Here is a 15,590-nt window from a genome sequence, read left to right as displayed (position 1 = left end):
ACACCAGGGCGCCGTCAGTCACGCAGGGTTCCGACCCGGGGTGGAGATAAGTGCACCCCCGAACCGGGCGGGAGCGTCATGGCACGGGGATGGCCTGCGGCTTACCGTTTGACGCATGCAACTCACGACGTGGCGGCGGCTGGTGCTGGGCCGGCCGTTCCGCAGGGCGGGACACCGGACCGCGCTCGTCGCCGCCGGCCTGCCGCTCCACCTCGCCGTGGTGCCACTGTGGCTCTGGCTGGCCGGCGCGATGGCCGGGGCGCCGGCCCTGACTGCGCTGCCCGTGCTGCTCGCGCTCGTGGTGACACCCCTCGTGATTGCGCTGCCCGTGCTGTTCGCGCTCGTGGTGACACCCCTGCTGACCGTCGGGCAGCGGCGGCGCTACCGGGCGCTCGTCGGTAGGGACCTCCCGCGCCCCGCCGTACACGGGTCGGGACGCCACTGGATGTCGGCGGTGCGCCGGCTGACCGGCCGGGCCTTGTGGCGGCAGGTCTGCTACCACGCCGTGGCGGGTCCGCTGCTCGCCGTCCTGGACTTCGCCGTCCTCGCCGTCTGGGCCGCCGCTCTCGTGGCCGCCTCCATCTACGTGTGGATCTGGGCGCTGCCCCCGCAGTGGCGGGTCACCGACCTCGGGTACACCACGCAGGCCGCGTACATCACCGCCGGCGGCCTCGCCCTGCTGTTCCTCGGGCCCCGGCTGACCGGCGCTCTGGTGCGGCTGGACACCCGGGCGGCCGAGGTCCTGCTCGGCCCCAGCCGCACGGAGAAGCTCGCCCGCCGGGTCGCCGACCTCGCCGAGAGCCGGACCGGCGTGCTCGACGCCGCCGACGCCGAGCGGCGGCGGATCGAGCGCGACCTGCACGACGGCGCACAGCAGCGCCTCGTCTCACTCGCCGTCAACCTGGGCCTGGCCAGGGCCACCCTCGGCGACCTGCCGGAGGACGCCCGCAAGGTGATCGACGAGGCGCACCGCGGGGCGAAGGAGGCGATCGCCGAGCTGAACACCCTGGTGCGCGGCCTGCATCCGGCCGTCCTTGAGGACCGCGGCCTCGACGCCGCGCTGTCCGGGGTCGCCGCCCCTCTCCCGATCCCGGTGCGCGTGGCGGTGGACCTGCCGCAGCGCCCCTCACCCACGATCGAGGCCGTCGCGTACTTCGTGGTCTCCGAGGCCCTGACGAACGTGGTCAAACACGCCCAGGCGGCCCGGGCGGACGTGACCGTGGAGCGGATCGGGGAGACACTGCTGGTGGTCGTCGCGGACGACGGCGCGGGCGGCGCGGATCTCGCGGCTGCTGGCGGTGGCACCGGGCTCGCCGGGCTCGCCAAGCGCGTCGCGTCCGTCGACGGCACGTTCTCCTGCCGCAGCCCCGCCGGGGGCCCGACCGTCATCACCGTGGAGGTGCCGTGCGCGCCGTGATCGCCGAGGATTCCCTCTTGCTGCGCATCGGCGTGGTCAAGGTGCTGGAGGCGGCCGGCTTCGAGATGTGCGCGCAGGTCGCCGACGCTGAAGGGCTGCTGGCGGCTGTCGAGGAGCACCGGCCCGACATCGCCGTCGTCGACGTGCGTATGCCGCCCGGCTTCACCGACGAGGGAGTACGCGCCGCGCTGGTGATCCGCCGCCAGTATCCGCGTACCGCCGTGCTCCTGCTGTCGCAGTACGTGGAGGAGCGGTACGCCGCCGATCTGCTCGCCGCCAACACCTCGGGCGTCGGCTATCTGCTCAAGCAACGGGTCGCCGACGTCGAGGAGTTCGCCGAGGCGGTACGCCGGGTGGCGGCCGGCGGCACCGCGCTCGACCCGCAGGTCATCGCGCAGCTGCTGGTGCGCCGGCACAGCGATCCGCTCGATCGGCTGACACCGCGCGAGCGGGAGGTGCTGGAGCTGATCGCGGGCGGCCGGTCCAACTCCGGCGTCGCCGCCGAACTGGTCGTGAGCGAGAGCGCGGTCGCCAAGCACATCAACAGCATCTTCACCAAGCTCGACCTGCCCAAGGCCGACGCCGACCACCGCCGCGTCCTAGCGGTGCTGCGCTTCCTGGGCGTTGCTACCGCATAGCACGCGATCCTCCCGTATGCCCGGTCCACAACGGTGCTGATCGCCATTTGGTAGGGAATGCGGCACCTTCTGACAGGTGCTCCCCACCAGGCTTTGCCGCGCTGGGAGTCGAAGGCGGTGTCCGTCGTGCGCAGGGCCATGGCAAGGCGTGGTGCTGGTCATCACTGGTGTCCTCACGGTCTTCGGGGCTGGGCGCGGTGGCTCGGGCTGGTCGGTCGGCTGTTGTCCGGAGCAGATGTGATGTCAGGGCGGTCGTCGCGTCAGCGCCTTCGTCCCGGGTTCGGCGGCGCCGGTGCATGGGAGTCGGCCGGAGCCGGGGAGGACTGGCCGGGAGCGGCCGAGGCCGCCTGCGGGCTACGCTTTCGGGCGGCGAGAACGCGCTGCTCGGTAAGGTCCGCGCTCATGTCGGCGCAGCGCAGCATGCCGGTGGCTTGCCAGCGCGGTGCGGGCGGCGGTGAGGTGGGTGGCGATCCGGCTTCGGGCGAAGTCGGCGTCGGCACGCGGGTTGGCGTAGGCCGAGGTGAAGTGGTCGATGAAGAGCTGATCGGCCTGCGCACCGCCGAGGGCGTTGATCGCGCGGCCGACGGCGGCGACGGTGTGGGCGAGGTCCGTTGCGGTTCGGGCGTGGGCTTTCTGGGCGGCCGGAGCGCCCGTGGCCGTAGCCGTACGGATGTCTTGGCCCTGGGCGGTCACCAGGGGAGCAATGCGCTGAGTTCGGTGAGGGAGTCGGACAGGTGCTGTATGTCCGGTCCCGGCGCGCTGTAGGAGAGCGGCGGGCGGTGCGAGAGGTTTTCGGAAGCCTCGGCCAGACAGCGCAGTTGGGCGGGCAGGGTCGGTGGGTGGTTCATGCGGGGCTCCGGGTCGGTGGACGGACGGGCGGTGCGGCGGGGGACGTGGCGGGTGTCGATGGCGGTGCGGGGGTGGGTGGGGTGCTGCGGGCGCAGGCGGCTCGGATCTGCGCTGGCGGTGGTCCGGCGGCGGGTGCAGCCCACCGGGACCTCGACGCCTACGCTGACATCGCCGCCTGGATCGAGAGCGGTGGCCCCGGCGTCACCGATGCGCCAGCGATCCTCGGCCTGTACGCGTTCTCGCCTTCGCGCCGCGTCCGTGGCCAACTCGACAGCTGATCCACCACCTGGTGAGCGAAGCCAGCTCGCGTGACCGATGGCGTTCTACGAACTTCCCCGTTCAGCGTGACGGCCTTGCGCCCTCCCGCCGCCAACTCCATCGTCCCTGCGTGCGCGCTGTGCGACCGTGTGCCGGCCCGAGACAGGGGACACCCAGAGGACCTCAGCTTGCGGGCAGCCGCACTGTTACGGTCAGTCCGCCGTCGGTACGGGCGTGTGCGGTGGCCTCGCCGCCGTGGGCGCGGGCGACGGCCCGGACGATCGACAGGCCCAGCCCCGTACCGTCGGGGATGTCCGCTGATCTGGTGCGGCGGCGGGTGTGGGCCCCGCGATGGAAGGGCTCGAACAGGTCCTCCACCTTCCCCGGGTCCAGGACGGGGCCGTCGTTACTGACGGTGAGTTCCACCCGGTCGGGGCCGGGCTGCGCGGTGGTGACCTGCAGCAGGCCGCCGTCGCGGTTGTAGCGGACCGCGTTCTCCATCAGGTTGGACACCGCGATTCCCAGCAGGGCGACGTTCGCGCGCAGTGGCGCGGCGGCCAGGTCGGTCTCCAGGCGCAGCGCTCGTGCCCGGCTTCGGGCCGCGACTTGGTCCAGGGCCTCGGCGGCGATGTCGGCGAGGTCGTCCTCGACTGGATCCGTGACGCGTTGCTCGGAGCGGGCCAGTACGAGCAGGGCGGAGATCAGGCGCTCCGCGCTGTCGGTGGAGTGGGCGACGTCGGCCGCCATGGCGTGCCATTGGGCCTCGTTGACCGCGGGCTTGGCGAGGGTGACCTCGATGGCGGCGCGGGTCAGCGCCAGCGGGGTTCGCAGTTCGTGGCTGGCGTTGGCGACGAAGCGGCGCTGGGCGGCGAAGGCCGCATCCAGGCGTTCGAGCATTTCGTCGAAGGTGTCGCCGAGCTCTTTGAGCTCGTCCGAGGGCCCGGACAGGTTGATGCGCTCGTGCAGCGTGGTGCCGGTGGCCCGGCGGGCGGCGGCGGTGATCTCCGTGATCGGCCGGAGCAGCCGTCCGGCCACCCACCAGCCGACCAGCGCCGACAGCGCGACGACCACCAGGAGCAGCAGTAGCGCGATGATCAGCAGCCGGGAGGCGGCGGCGTCCCGGATCTGGTCGGACAGGCCCAGGATGTGGTCGTGGTCGGGGTCGAGTCGGCTGGGTACGGCGTCGCGGGGCAGCGGGCGGAAGATCTCGTGGTAGAACGCGGTGGTCATGGCCAGCACGAGGACGCATCCGCCGAGGGTGAACAGTCCCGCGTAGGTGAGGGTCAGCCGGGCCCGGACCGTCAGCGCGGGAAGCCGCAGCCAGGCCGGCAGCCGGGCGGCCGGGTTCACCGGGTAATCCGGTAGCCGGAGCCCACCAGGGTCTCGATCACGTCGGGCGGACCGAGCTTGCGGCGGAGCCGGTTGACCGTGACCCGCACGGTGTTGGTGAAGGGGTCCGCGTTCTCGTCCCAGGCCCGCTCCAGCAGCTCCTCATGACTCAGCACGGCGCCGTCGGCGGCCAGCAGGAGGCGCAGCACGGCGAACTCCTTGGCGGTGAGGACGACCGGCCGGCCGGCCCGGTGCACGGTGCGGCGCAGCGTGTCCACGGTCAGGTCGCCACGGACCAGCGTCACGCCGTGTGAGCCTCTGCGGCGCCCGAGCGATTGCACACGCAAGGTGAGTTCGGCGAAGGAGAAGGGCTTTCCGAGGTAGTCGTCGGCGCCGAGGGTCAGGCCGTCCACCCGGTCGTCGGTCCCGGACAGGGCGGTGAGCATGAGGATCATCGGGGCGTCGGGGCGGCCGGCCAGTTCGGCGCAGACCTCGTCGCCGGAGCGGCCGGGCAGGTCGCGGTCCAGGACCAGGATGTCGTAACCCCCGCTGATCTCGACCTTCTCCAGCGCGTCGGCACCGTCGTGGCTGACGTCGACCGCCATGCCCTGGTCCCGCAGGCCCTCCGCGATGCGGGCGGCCAGGCGCCGTTCGTCCTCGACTACCAGAATCCGCATCCTCTCATCCTCTCGCGGAGCTACCCGCGGCCGGCTGCGGCGCCGGGGCGAGCCACGTCAGGTTCGTCAGCGAGGCGGTTGTCGTGGTGCGCCCGGCCGCATCGACGGTCAACGCCTGGTAGCCGGTGTCCGCTGCGATACCGTCGAGCCAGTCGCGGGCACGTGCAGCGGTCGGCTGGGCCATCGCGGCTGTGGCGTAGCCGTCGGCCAGAGCCAGATCCGGGCCGGTTACGGTGACCTGGGCCAGCGCGGTGGCGGGCCGGCCGGCGGCCGGGTGCCAGATGTGGGCGCCGCGTTCGGCGAGGCCGGAGGTGGCCACCGCCCCGTCGCGGACCTCCAGCACCCCCAGCAGGTTGCCGGGCCGGTGCGGGTCCGCCAGGCCGACCCGCCATGGCTCGGCGTTGGTTCCGCCGCCAGACCGGAGCCGGACGTCGCCGCCGGCGTTCAGGGCGTGCCGGGGAAGCCCGTGGGCGGCGAGCATCGCGCTGGCCCGTTCCCCTGCCCAGCCCTTGACCGCCCCGGACGGATCGAAACGTGGCGGGTCGCCGACCTTCCAGGCGTCGAAAGCCCCTCGGCTCGCATGGTGGAGTGCGGCGCACAGCTCCAGCACCTCGTGGATCTCGCCGCCGTCCCGGTGGCCGCCGAGGTCGTGCGGGTCGAGCCGGCCGTCGCGGATCAGACTGACCGGGCTGTCGGACCGGTAGGGGGAGAACACCTCGTCGACGTGGCGCAGGAACGCGAACGCGTCTCCTGTCGCAGCCCGGAAGACGGCGGCGGCCACGGTGTCGGGCGCGGCCAGCGAGATCGCGGTGCCCATGATGTGCTCCACGGCTATTCGCATAGCGCTCACCGCCCCGCCGCGTCGAGGGCGGCCTGGAGGGACTGCGCGTAGCCCGTGGAGGTGTACGTGGCGCCGGAGACGACGTCGACGTCGGCGCTCTGCTTCTTCAGCACCTCGGATTTGAGGATCGGCAGCGCGTATGCGTCGATCGCGCCGCTGCGACCGCCGTCGGTCTGCCGGAGGACGACCACGTCGGTGAGCTTGCCGCCGGCCAGGACGGCCTGCACCTGCACGGCGCCGTAAGGGGTGTCCACCGACGATCCGGTGAAGAGCCCGGAACGGACCGGGGCGGAAGAGCGCTTCCCGGGTGAGGGCGCCGACGAGACGGGCGGGTGGCCGGGTCCCGTCTCATGGGCCGTCGAGCGGGCTCCCAGTGCGGGGCGGGGCGGGCCGGCGGACTGGGCTTTGACTCCGAGGATCGCGGTGATGCACGCGGCGGTGCCGGCCAGGGACAAGATGACTTTTCGCATGGTGCACGGCTTCCTAGAACTCGAACGTCTCGGTGTGGATCCGGCGCGAGGGGACTCCGGCCCTGCGGAGCTCGCGGCCCGCCGACGCGGTCATTCCGCCCGGCCCGCACACGAAGACCTCCCGATCGGCGACGTCGGGCACGGTGCGCCGCAGGTTCTCGGCGCGCAGCGGGTCACCGCCCGCCCGGCCGCGGGATCCGACCACCGGGTGGAGCCCGAAACCCCGTTCGGCGGCGATGGCCTCCAGTTCCCGGTAGAGCACCAGATCCGCCTCCGTCGAGGCCCGGTAGAGGAGGACCACGTCCGCGCCGCGACCCGGCAGAGACTCGTACAGGGCACGGATCGGGGTGATCCCGGCGCCGCCCGCGATCAGCAGGACCGGGCGGCGGGTCCGGTCCCGGCGCCGCTCGGTGAAGGCCCCGTAGGGGCCCTCGAACCACACCCGTGTCCCCGGCCGGAGCCGGGCCAGCGAAGCGCTGGAGTCACCGAGGTCCTTGACCGTGATGCGCATCCCCGACCCGCCCGGTGCCGCCGAGAGGGAGTAGGGGTGGGACTGCCACCAGTGGCCCCTGGCCAGGAAACGCCAGCGCAGGAACTGCCCCGCTTCGGCCTTGAGGAGGTGCAGGTCCCGTCCGGCCAGATACAGCGAGACGGCGCCCGGCCCCTCCGCGACGGCGTGGGTGAACCGGACCCGGTGCCGCAGCGAGCGCCACGCGGGCAGCAGTACGCGGAACGCGAGCACCGCGGCTCCCACCAGGATGTGTGCCCCGGACCACAGCACCCGGTTCCGCAGCGAGGTGGAGAAGTCCGTGCCCACGGCGAACTCGTGCGCGAAGGCCAGCCCGATCGCCGCGTACACCAGCAAGTGGACGTGGTACCAGGATTCGTAGGAGAGCTTGCGGCGCACCGCCCTGGCGGAGACCACGCCGACCAGGAGCAGCAGGCCAAGTGCAATCGCCGACAGCCACACGTCGGCGTAATCGAACAGCACGGTGACGGTCTCCGACGCCGGGTTCGTCCCCGCCTGCCAGGCGTAGCCCAGGACGATCAGCACCACGTGAGCACACGCCAGCGCGACGGTGTACTCGCCCAGCGCACGGTGGTAACGAGCCGTGACGTCGGAGCCGACCCGGTTCTCCAGCCACGGAACCCGCGCCATCAGCGCCACCAGGACCAGCAGCAGGTATGCCGCCAGGAGCCCCGCGATGCGTCCCGCCGCCGTGGTGCAGGCCGCCGCATTGTTGAGCGAGCCGGGGATCGTGTTCTGCCACCACAGGAAAAGCACCGGCGGCACCCAGGCCCAGATCACCAGCACAAGCCCACGGGACCACCACGTTCCCCGGGGCGCCAGAACGGACAGGGAACGTTCCGCCTGCCCCCGGTGCCGGGCCGGGCGGGTGGAAAAGGCGTTCGCCGTCGGCATGGGCTGCTCCCTTCCTTGCACGGGTACAGCCCCAATCTCGCCTGCGCGACCTAACGCCCCGGTAACACGGCGACGAGTGTGTTCTCCACCTCAACGGTCACTGCAAGTGACATTTCCGACACTGTGGCAGTGCCGACCATGTGCGTTGCCGGTGAAGGGTTGGACGCCGAACGGACTCGACGAATGGATGAGGCCGCCTCGTCGCGAGGCTGATGACCAGCGTCGCCCTGACCCCTAACGTCCTGTTCCGACACTTGAGGCGCGGGCTGGAAGGGAGGGCGCTGTGGAGAGCATTCGATGTGAAGGACTCAGTAAGCGCTACGGGAGAGCCGTTGCAGTCGACGACTTGGATCTTGCGGTGGAGGCCAACCAGGTCTACGGCTTTCTGGGGCCGAACGGATCGGGGAAGACGACGACTATGCGGATGTTATTGGGCTTGATCCGGCCGACTGCGGGTCGGGCTTGGTTGAACGGGCGGTTGCTGCCTGATCCGGATGGCCTGGCCGAGGTCGGTGCGATGATCGAGGAACCTGCCTTACATCCGTGGATGAGCGGTCGACGCAGCCTTGAGGTGCTGGCGTTGAGCGGCCCCCCGTTGTCGCCGGGGACAACTGCCATCGGCTCCGTCCTGGAGACAGTGGGCCTGGCCTCGGTCGCCGATCGCAAGGTGAAGACGTACTCCCAGGGCATGCGTCAGCGACTTGCGCTGGCGGTGGCACTGATGCGGTCACCGTCCCTCGTCCTGCTGGACGAGCCGATGAACGGGATGGATCCGGCGGGTATCCGGGAATTCCGAACCACCGTACGGTCCCTGGCAGACAGCGGGACAACGGTGTTCTTGTCCAGTCACCAACTGGCGGAGGTGGAGCACGTCTGCGACCGTGTCGCCGTCTTGAAGTCCGGCCGCCTGGTCGTCGAGGGGAAGCTCAGCGATCTGATGACGCTCGTGGTCCGGGCGGTGGTCGCGCCCGGCGACCAGAGAGAGGCATGTGAGCTGCTGAGGGACTGCTTCTCGCTGCGTACCGAGGGCCCGGACGCGCTGCTGGTCCAATGCGGCGACGGCCACGCGGTGAACGAGATCCTGGGGCGGGGCGGTGTGTGGGCACACCAGATTCGCGTCGAACGCTCCGGCCTGGAGGATGCCTTCTTCGAGCTGACCGGCGAAACGCCCGAACCTGGCGCCGGAACCGGCCATCCGGAGGTGCTCGATGCGACAGATTCGTGCTGAACTAGCCACCCTGAACAGGCCGTTGACATGGGCAGTGATCGCTGCAGCCGGCGTGTTCTGCGTCCTTCTGGCGATCGGTGGAGCGTCCAACGCCCGGCAGGGCATGCTCGGCAGCGGACGGCAGCCGGCGTCCTGCGCGGTCCTGAAGTTGCAGGCCGGTCCGGACTGTGACCACGTCCAGGCCGTGCAGCGGGAGCGGATGGCGGCCGAGCGAGCCAACAGCACGGCCGAAGCGACCGCCACCGCTGCGCAGTTGGACCCCGTGGCAGCCGGCGCCGAGGCGGCCGGCCTGATGGCCTCGCTTCCCGGCGTGATCGCGCTGGCACTGCTGGCCGGTGGTCACGTCGGCGGGGAGTGGTCAGGCAGGACGCTGAAGAACTTGCTCATACAGAACGGAAGGCGCTGGCGGATACTGGCGGCCAAACTGGTCAGCCTGTGGCTCGCCGCGGTGGCCGCCACCTGCGTGTGCTGGGCCTGCCTCGCTGTCGCAGGCCCGGTGATTCGCCGCGCCGACCATCTGCCCGATCCGCACCAGTCGACCGGCGCCGCCCTGGCATGGGCGAGTTCCCACATCGGACGGTCACTGCTGGTGCTGGCAGCCTTCGCCGCGATCGGTCTGCTGGCGGGGGTGATCACCCGGGGCACGATCGGCACGGCAGCGGCGACCACAGGCGCTGTCATCGCCATGCTGATCGCGGCCACGCTGCCCGGCCTCGGCAGATGGACACCCGCCACCTGGGTTCAGGGGTGGATGGGTTTTGCCGTAGGCCAGGGATCGGTCACCACCCTGCCGGACAACTTCTGGTCGAGGTTCATCAGTTCCGGTGGCGCACCCCCCAGTCATGAAGTGGGCCTGGTGGGTGTTTTGGCTCTGCTCTTTACCTGCGCGCTGACGTCGATGTGGGTGTTCCAGAGGATGGACGTCACGGGATGATCCCAGCGTACGCTCCGGTCATGGCCTGTGTTGCCCGTCTGCGCCCTTTCGCTACTCGGGAACGCGCGGACCTGGTGGTCGTCGCCGTACTGCTGGGGTGGGGACTGGCCGATGTGCCGTGGCCGTGGCGTCCACCGGGTCACGGCGGCACGGCGGCGGCTGTCTGCGGGTTCCTGGCGCTGGCCCTCGTACAGTCGGTGCCCTCACTATGGCGTCGGCGCTTCCCGGGGACCGGACTGGCGCTTGCCTGCGGTGCCCTGGCTCTTCGTACGGTTCTGCACCGGCACACCGTCTCGGGGCTTACCGCCGTGGCGGCAACCGGGTACGGGTTCGGCACCTACAGCGATCTCGGGCGCCGTTACGCAAGACCGCTGCTCCTCGGCGCGGCGCTCCTCGCGGTGACGGCGGCGGTGAGCTACCAGGTGCGCACGGCGATCGGCGTGCCCGGTGTACTGCTGGGAGCGGCGTTCGTCGCCGGGGACGCCGCCACGACACGACGCCATGCCGCCGAGACCATGGTGGAGGCCGCACGGGCAGCTGAACGTGGTCGCATCGCAAGGGAGTTGCACGATGTCCTCGCCCACCAACTGTCGGCCATCACCATGCGGGCCGGTGCTGCCAGAGTGGCTGCGAAAAGCGGCGACGCCGCATCCCGGGACACAGCGGCCGCCGAGACGCTGAGCACGATCGAGGGCCTTGCGCGTGAGGCCCTGATCGAACTCGGACACCTCCTCAGCATCCTGCGGCGGGACGCCGAGGAGGCCGCCCGCCGCCCGGCCCCATGCCTCGCCGAGGTGCCGTCGCTCGTCGCCTCCGCACGCGGTGCCGGAACAGCGGCCGGACTGACCCTGATCGGGCCGCCGCGACCGCTGTCACCCGGAGTCGAACTCGCGGCGTATCGGATCGTGCAGGAAGCGCTCACCAACGTGGCCAAACACGCGCCCGGCGCGACGGCCGAAGTCGTGCTGCGCTTCGGGCCTAAGGCGCTTGAACTTTCCGTGGTCAACGACCGGGCGGCGCCTCACCGTTCCGTCCGCCCGCCGGCGACGGGCGGCCGTGGGATGCTCGGAATGCGGGAGCGGGCCGAGCTCCACGGTGGCAGCCTTACCGTCACCGAGCCACCCGAAGGCGGATTCGCCATCCAGGCCGAACTGCCCTACGGTCCCGCGGGAGGAACCTGGTGACGGTCACCGTGCTGATCGCCGACGACCAGGCGGTCGTTCGGGCCGGACTCGCCATGCTCGTGGACAGCCAGCCCGATCTGGCGGTCGTCGGCCAGGCGTCCGACGGTCTTCAAGCGATACGGCTGACAAAGGAACTAGCCCCCGATGTCGTACTGATGGACATCAGGATGCCGCTCATGGACGGCCTCGAAGCCACCCGCACGATCACGGCGGGCAGCGCGCGGCCCCCTTCCCGAGTGGTCATCCTGACGACGTACGACATCGACGAATACGTCTTCGACGCCTTGCGCGCAGGCGCCCGCGGCTTTCTGCTCAAACACGCCCCGCCGGAGGAACTCCTCCGTGGCATCCGGGCTGCCGTCGACGGTGGGGCGCTGCTTTCGCCGACTGTGACGATCCGCCTTATCGAAGCCTTCGCCGCCGGCCGACCGCGGTCCGTTCGGCGGCCCCCCGCCCTGGCCCGACTCACCTCGCGCGAGCGTGAGGTGTTCGATTTAGTGGTGGCCGGCCTCACGAACAGCGAAATCAGCCGAACACTTGCCATTGCGGAAACCACCGTGAAGACCCATATCAGCCACGCTTTGGACAAACTCGGACTACGCGATCGAGTCCAGGCCGTCATCTTCGCCTACGAGCACGCCCTCATCCCGCCCTGGCCACCCGGCTGAAAGAGGAACGCAGGCCGCGCCGGCCACGAGTTGGCGCGCAGCTCACTCAGGTATGCCCGTGTCCACGGGCGTCCGCTTGACAGACCACGGACCACACCGTCGAAGGGCCCCACCGCAGACGGTGGGGCCCTTCGACGTATTGCCCGGTGAGGCACTGGCGGAGGATACGAGATGCGAACTCGTGAGGGGTTGCCCCAACACGCTTTCCAACGGTCACGATGCCTACACGAGGGAGCAGAGACGTTCTGACCTGCGGCCGAGCGAGCACCCAGGCGGGTGGTGGACGGACCCGGACGCGGCTGAATGAGACCAGAACTGAGACCGAGGGCGTGGGGGCACCGGGTCGGCCTCTGCCCTGGGCGACGGGCAGGCGGAAATGTGACGGCCATCACCGTCCGCAAGCCCTGCGCCAGGCCGCGCGTCGCTGAACACAAGCCAGCGATGCCGCTGTTCAGGCCATTCCCTTTGCAGTTGTCGCGGTACCTGTCCGGAATCCGCCCGACCTCCACCAAAGTGGCAGGAGGAAACAGCTGTTGATCAGCTGGTGCTCTGGGGAAATCGCTGAGCCATGGGGGTGGATCACGTATGGGCGACGCCGACGACGACCAGATACTCGACATCAAGCTCGTTGACCTGCAGACGAGCGCACCGCAGTTCCTGACGCACAGCTCGGACCTGGCGACAGCCCTGGCCAAGCTCCAGGGGGGCCTTGCCGCGGCCGGCTCCCCGTGGGGGGCGGACGACCAGGGCAAGCAGTTCGAGGACCAGTACGTGCCGAACGTGACCAGCATGACGATGGCGGCCGAGGTCCTGGCACTGGGCCTGGCCAGCATCCACGACGCGATGGTCGACATGGCGGACGGCCACATAGGCAACGAGCAACTGGTCCGGTCGATGTTCAGCAGGAACGGGCCGAAGCCGGAACCTCCCCCGCACTCCGCCGGGGGAGACCTGCAGTGAGCGTCGCCGACGAGGCCAAGAAGATCGTCATGAAGCTGACCGGCATGTGGTGGCCGGACGCCGACGAAGGCGGCCTGCGGGACGCCGCCACCGCATGGCGGACCTTCGCCGATGACGTCGAGACCCTCACCGCCGCAGCGAACACCTCAGCCCGCACACTCATCGAGAACAACACCGGCAAAGCCATATCGGCCTTCGACGACCCCTTCTGGCGCCGCTACTACTACGGTAATCGCGGCTGGCTCCAGGACATGATCGACAGCGCCCGCGACCTGGCCACCGCCCTCGACCAGTACGCCGACAGCGTCCACAGCGCGGTGACACAACTGGAGCACAAGCTGGAGATCGTCGGCGGAACCATCGTCGCCGGCACAGCCCTGGCGTTCTTCACCGCAGGACTCACCGAAGCCGCCGCTGCCGCCGCCACCGCCGAGGTCCTGGACCTGTCCGCCGCCCTGGGCGTGGCCCTCTCCACCGAGGTAGCCGCGATCATCGGCACCACCCTGGCCACCGCCGCCATCGCCGGCGTCGAATCCATCACCGTCGACCTCGCCGTCACGCAACCCATCGCGATGGCCACCGGCGAGAGCAGCAGCCTCAACCTCGACGAGGCGACCGACGCCGCGCTCTACGGGGCCGTCTTCGGCGGCGGTGTCGGCGCGGCCGGCAGCACGATCAAAACCGTCGCCCAAAACGGCGGCCTGCAAGGCCTCCTCGACAGCCTCCACCTGCCGGACTTCCAACCGGGCCTGGCCCTCCCCAGCGGCCCCGCAGCCGGCCTCGACGACCTCGGAATGGATCCGAACCGGGGAGGGCGGCGCCGGACCTGGCAAGGGCCCTTTTCCCGTTTCCGAGTCGGTAAATGGGCCTGCGAAAGGTAAATCACTGCGGCTACCGAACAAACGACACACCATTTCTGGCGCAGCGTCCGGGAATATCGACAAGGAAAACACGGTGATCTTGCGCGGGTACGAGCAGCAAGTCAACCAGGACATCGCCGACATCGCGGCAGGGCGGGCGGAGTTCCGCGCTAAGACCAATCTCTATGAAATCAACGGACGCACATACAGGGTGAAAGATACGGGTACAGTATTTCCCTGCAGCGGTACAGGTCTCGTCGAACTCGACCGGAACGAGTACGCGGCACTCCAGCAAATATCCAAAGCCAAAGGAAATGCTGAATCCGTGCAGGCATTTGTGAAAGATCCGCGCTTCATCAACAATCCGGAAGCTATCCAGAAAGCCCAGGCAGTTTATGATGGGACGTACTGATGACCTACAACCTGCTCGTCACCGAGCCACTGAGCAACAGAGTCGTCGCCGAAGCACTGGCCGAGTGCTTCGGGGTCCCCGTGAGCGATGTCGACGTGGCCGACGAGAAAACCGACCAGAACACGCGGCACTGGGACGCGATGGTGCTCTGCGGGACGGAAACCCTCCGGGGCGATGTGCGGACGTCCCTGGACATCTACGTCAGGGACAGTGTTCAGCCGCAGCCGAGTGAGCCGGAACTCGCCGCCGCGCTCGCGCGGGTGCTTGGTCACTCGGTCCTCTACCCGGCGGAGGAGTTTCTGCAGGGCGTCCCCAGTGTCGCGGCGGCTGACGGTACGGTCACCCGTGCCCGGCTGCTCGACCCGGGCGAGGACCTGGACGATGAAACGGCCGGCTACAAGGTCGATGCCGTCGAGGCCCCTATTGCCGACCTACCGAACGCCCAGGTCACCCGACTTCCCGAGATCGTGCGCGAACAGCGGAAGCCGACTCCGATCAGCGACCGGTTCGACACGTCTCTGGACGCCCTGGGAACGGGCCGAACTGACGACATCTGCGCCCAGTACCGGACGGCCGCAGACCGCTTGGGGGCGTGGGAACAGCTCGTACAGACGATGGCGGACGGTTGGGATCCCGCGGGTTGGTACCCAGCAGACCTGTACGTGCAGAGCCTCACGACACGGGACGACTTGGAGGCCCTGCAGCAGCAGCTCACCGATCAGCCGGCGGAGTTGCTGGAGGCCGCGGTGGACCTGGTGGACCGGGAGTTCATCAAGCTGACCGTCCCCGATCCCGCCTGGTACCTGGACCTCAGGACCCAGGGACTGGACGTCCCCGACCCGCACGATGCGGCCTGGTGGTGGGACCGCCGCCCCGACCCCCTCCCCTGGTAGCCCCACGGCGCCACCCGACATGGCAGAGGCCCGTAGCCGTCGTGGAGGTGGACGGACAACGGCTTGCGCCCCGGTCAGCGGTGGGCTGCAGATACGCACAGGGCGAGACCACGAATGTCGATGGCCCCCGCTGCAAGCAGCGGGGGCCATCGACGTCGTGCCCGGTGAGGCACTGGCGGAGGATACGAGATTCGAACTCGTGAGGGGTTGCCCCCAACACGCTTTCCAACTGTTCACGATGCCGTACACGAGGGAGCAGAGACGTTCTGACCTGGGGCCGAGCGAGCACCCAGGCGGGTGGTGGACGGACCCGGACGCGGCTGAATGAGACCAGAACTGAGACCGAGGGTGTGGGGGCCGGGCCGGTTTCTGGCCGGGACCACGGGCAGGAGGGAAATTGATGGTCCCCGCCGCCCTCAAGCCCTGGGCAGGACTGCGCGTCGCTGAACACAAGCCAGTGAAAGCAGTGTTCAGGCCATGCTTTTCCTATTTGCCGCGGTTCTTGTCCGGAGCCAGCGCGCGCTGGACCAGAGTGGCAGTAGGAAACAG

At 69.9% G+C, this 15,590-nt stretch carries 18 protein-coding genes; 11 read left to right on the top strand and 7 right to left on the bottom strand.

Annotated elements, in window-relative coordinates; genetic code table 11:
- The first annotated feature begins 115 nt into the window (after positions 1-115).
- Both OG702_RS19415 and OG702_RS19410 read left to right on the top strand, forming a co-directional pair.
- Positions 116-1,417 carry a sensor histidine kinase gene (locus tag OG702_RS19415; RefSeq protein ID WP_327290161.1) on the top strand — a complete coding sequence of 434 codons (1,302 nt, stop codon included), beginning with the start codon at positions 116-118 and terminating at the stop codon, positions 1,415-1,417.
- Positions 1,405-2,055: a response regulator transcription factor gene (locus tag OG702_RS19410; RefSeq protein WP_327290160.1), complete on the top strand. Its 651-nt coding sequence runs from the start codon at positions 1,405-1,407 to the stop codon at positions 2,053-2,055. Before OG702_RS19415 ends, OG702_RS19410 begins: the two co-directional genes overlap by 13 nt.
- Before the next feature lie 354 nt (positions 2,056-2,409).
- Here the strand turns inward: OG702_RS19410 and OG702_RS19405 are convergent, their stop codons facing one another.
- Positions 2,410-2,748, bottom strand: coding sequence for a hypothetical protein (locus OG702_RS19405; RefSeq protein ID WP_327290159.1), 339 nt, complete (start codon positions 2,746-2,748; stop codon positions 2,410-2,412).
- On the bottom strand, positions 2,745-2,903 hold the full coding sequence (locus OG702_RS19400; RefSeq protein ID WP_327290158.1) for a hypothetical protein: 159 nt from the start codon (positions 2,901-2,903) through the stop codon (positions 2,745-2,747). Before OG702_RS19400 ends, OG702_RS19405 begins: the two co-directional genes overlap by 4 nt.
- A 45-nt stretch (positions 2,904-2,948) precedes the next feature.
- On the opposite strand from OG702_RS19400, the gene OG702_RS19395 reads away from it, so the two are divergent.
- Positions 2,949-3,182, top strand: a complete 234-nt coding sequence (locus tag OG702_RS19395; protein ID WP_327290157.1) for a (2Fe-2S) ferredoxin domain-containing protein — start codon at positions 2,949-2,951, stop codon at positions 3,180-3,182.
- 163 nt (positions 3,183-3,345) lie between these two features.
- Here OG702_RS19395 and OG702_RS19390 read toward each other — a convergent pair whose 3' ends face one another.
- Genes OG702_RS19390 through OG702_RS19370 form a run of 5 tightly spaced genes read right to left on the bottom strand, consistent with a single transcriptional unit; the run spans position 3,346 to position 7,794 of the window.
- A complete protein-coding gene (locus OG702_RS19390) occupies positions 3,346-4,512 on the bottom strand; it encodes a sensor histidine kinase (protein ID WP_327290155.1) in 1,167 nt (388 codons plus the stop codon).
- Positions 4,509-5,168 carry a response regulator transcription factor gene (locus OG702_RS19385; RefSeq protein ID WP_327290153.1) on the bottom strand — a complete coding sequence of 220 codons (660 nt, stop codon included), beginning with the start codon at positions 5,166-5,168 and terminating at the stop codon, positions 4,509-4,511. The genes OG702_RS19390 and OG702_RS19385 overlap by 4 nt, the downstream gene beginning before the upstream one ends.
- Before the next feature lie 4 nt (positions 5,169-5,172).
- Positions 5,173-6,009, bottom strand: a complete 837-nt coding sequence (locus OG702_RS19380) for an FAD:protein FMN transferase (protein WP_327290151.1) — start codon at positions 6,007-6,009, stop codon at positions 5,173-5,175.
- 5 nt (positions 6,010-6,014) lie between these two features.
- Positions 6,015-6,479: an FMN-binding protein gene (locus OG702_RS19375; protein WP_327290150.1), complete on the bottom strand. Its 465-nt coding sequence runs from the start codon at positions 6,477-6,479 to the stop codon at positions 6,015-6,017.
- 13 nt (positions 6,480-6,492) lie between these two features.
- Positions 6,493-7,794 (bottom strand): ferredoxin reductase family protein, encoded by a 1,302-nt coding sequence (locus OG702_RS19370; RefSeq protein ID WP_327290149.1) that lies wholly within the window; start codon positions 7,792-7,794, stop codon positions 6,493-6,495.
- Between the two features lie 391 nt (positions 7,795-8,185).
- Between OG702_RS19370 and OG702_RS19365 the strand changes: the two genes are divergently transcribed.
- The 8 genes from OG702_RS19365 (at position 8,186) to OG702_RS19330 (ending at position 15,041) form a co-directional block, all read left to right on the top strand.
- Positions 8,186-9,130: an ABC transporter ATP-binding protein gene (locus OG702_RS19365; RefSeq protein ID WP_327290148.1), complete on the top strand. Its 945-nt coding sequence runs from the start codon at positions 8,186-8,188 to the stop codon at positions 9,128-9,130.
- Positions 9,111-10,064 carry a hypothetical protein gene (locus OG702_RS19360; RefSeq protein WP_327290147.1) on the top strand — a complete coding sequence of 318 codons (954 nt, stop codon included), beginning with the start codon at positions 9,111-9,113 and terminating at the stop codon, positions 10,062-10,064. The genes OG702_RS19365 and OG702_RS19360 overlap by 20 nt, the downstream gene beginning before the upstream one ends.
- A 20-nt stretch (positions 10,065-10,084) precedes the next feature.
- Positions 10,085-11,248 carry a sensor histidine kinase gene (locus OG702_RS19355; RefSeq protein ID WP_327290146.1) on the top strand — a complete coding sequence of 388 codons (1,164 nt, stop codon included), beginning with the start codon at positions 10,085-10,087 and terminating at the stop codon, positions 11,246-11,248.
- Positions 11,245-11,916, top strand: coding sequence for a response regulator transcription factor (locus tag OG702_RS19350; protein WP_327290145.1), 672 nt, complete (start codon positions 11,245-11,247; stop codon positions 11,914-11,916). Before OG702_RS19355 ends, OG702_RS19350 begins: the two co-directional genes overlap by 4 nt.
- 585 nt (positions 11,917-12,501) lie before the next feature.
- Entirely contained in the window at positions 12,502-12,876 is a 375-nt protein-coding gene (locus tag OG702_RS19345) for a hypothetical protein (protein ID WP_327290144.1), read from the top strand.
- Positions 12,873-13,757, top strand: coding sequence for a WXG100-like domain-containing protein (locus OG702_RS19340; protein WP_327290143.1), 885 nt, complete (start codon positions 12,873-12,875; stop codon positions 13,755-13,757). The genes OG702_RS19345 and OG702_RS19340 overlap by 4 nt, the downstream gene beginning before the upstream one ends.
- Before the next feature lie 73 nt (positions 13,758-13,830).
- The gene (locus OG702_RS19335) at positions 13,831-14,148 is read left to right on the top strand and encodes a hypothetical protein (RefSeq protein WP_327290142.1); all 318 of its coding nucleotides are present in this window, start codon (positions 13,831-13,833) and stop codon (positions 14,146-14,148) included.
- Positions 14,148-15,041 carry a hypothetical protein gene (locus OG702_RS19330; RefSeq protein WP_327290141.1) on the top strand — a complete coding sequence of 298 codons (894 nt, stop codon included), beginning with the start codon at positions 14,148-14,150 and terminating at the stop codon, positions 15,039-15,041. Before OG702_RS19335 ends, OG702_RS19330 begins: the two co-directional genes overlap by 1 nt.
- The last annotated feature ends 549 nt before the right edge of the window (positions 15,042-15,590 follow it).

Source organism: Streptomyces sp. NBC_01198 (genome assembly GCF_036010485.1).
Taxonomy (GTDB): Bacteria; Actinomycetota; Actinomycetes; order Streptomycetales; family Streptomycetaceae; genus Actinacidiphila.
This window is presented reverse-complemented; position numbering and strand designations above follow the sequence as displayed.

What these genes read in the sequence shown, in the direction of transcription:
- OG702_RS19415 (WP_327290161.1), top strand. Translation starts at nt 116, where the DNA reads ATGCAACTCACGACGTGGCGGCGGCTGGTGCTGGGCCGGCCGTTCCGC.
- OG702_RS19400 (WP_327290158.1), bottom strand. Translation starts at nt 2,903, where the DNA reads ATGAACCACCCACCGACCCTGCCCGCCCAACTGCGCTGTCTGGCCGAG.
- OG702_RS19385 (WP_327290153.1), bottom strand. Translation starts at nt 5,168, where the DNA reads ATGCGGATTCTGGTAGTCGAGGACGAACGGCGCCTGGCCGCCCGCATC.
- OG702_RS19380 (WP_327290151.1), bottom strand. Translation starts at nt 6,009, where the DNA reads ATGCGAATAGCCGTGGAGCACATCATGGGCACCGCGATCTCGCTGGCC.
- OG702_RS19375 (WP_327290150.1), bottom strand. Translation starts at nt 6,479, where the DNA reads ATGCGAAAAGTCATCTTGTCCCTGGCCGGCACCGCCGCGTGCATCACC.
- OG702_RS19360 (WP_327290147.1), top strand. Translation starts at nt 9,111, where the DNA reads ATGCGACAGATTCGTGCTGAACTAGCCACCCTGAACAGGCCGTTGACA.
- OG702_RS19355 (WP_327290146.1), top strand. Translation starts at nt 10,085, where the DNA reads ATGGCCTGTGTTGCCCGTCTGCGCCCTTTCGCTACTCGGGAACGCGCG.
- OG702_RS19345 (WP_327290144.1), top strand. Translation starts at nt 12,502, where the DNA reads ATGGGCGACGCCGACGACGACCAGATACTCGACATCAAGCTCGTTGAC.
- OG702_RS19330 (WP_327290141.1), top strand. Translation starts at nt 14,148, where the DNA reads ATGACCTACAACCTGCTCGTCACCGAGCCACTGAGCAACAGAGTCGTC.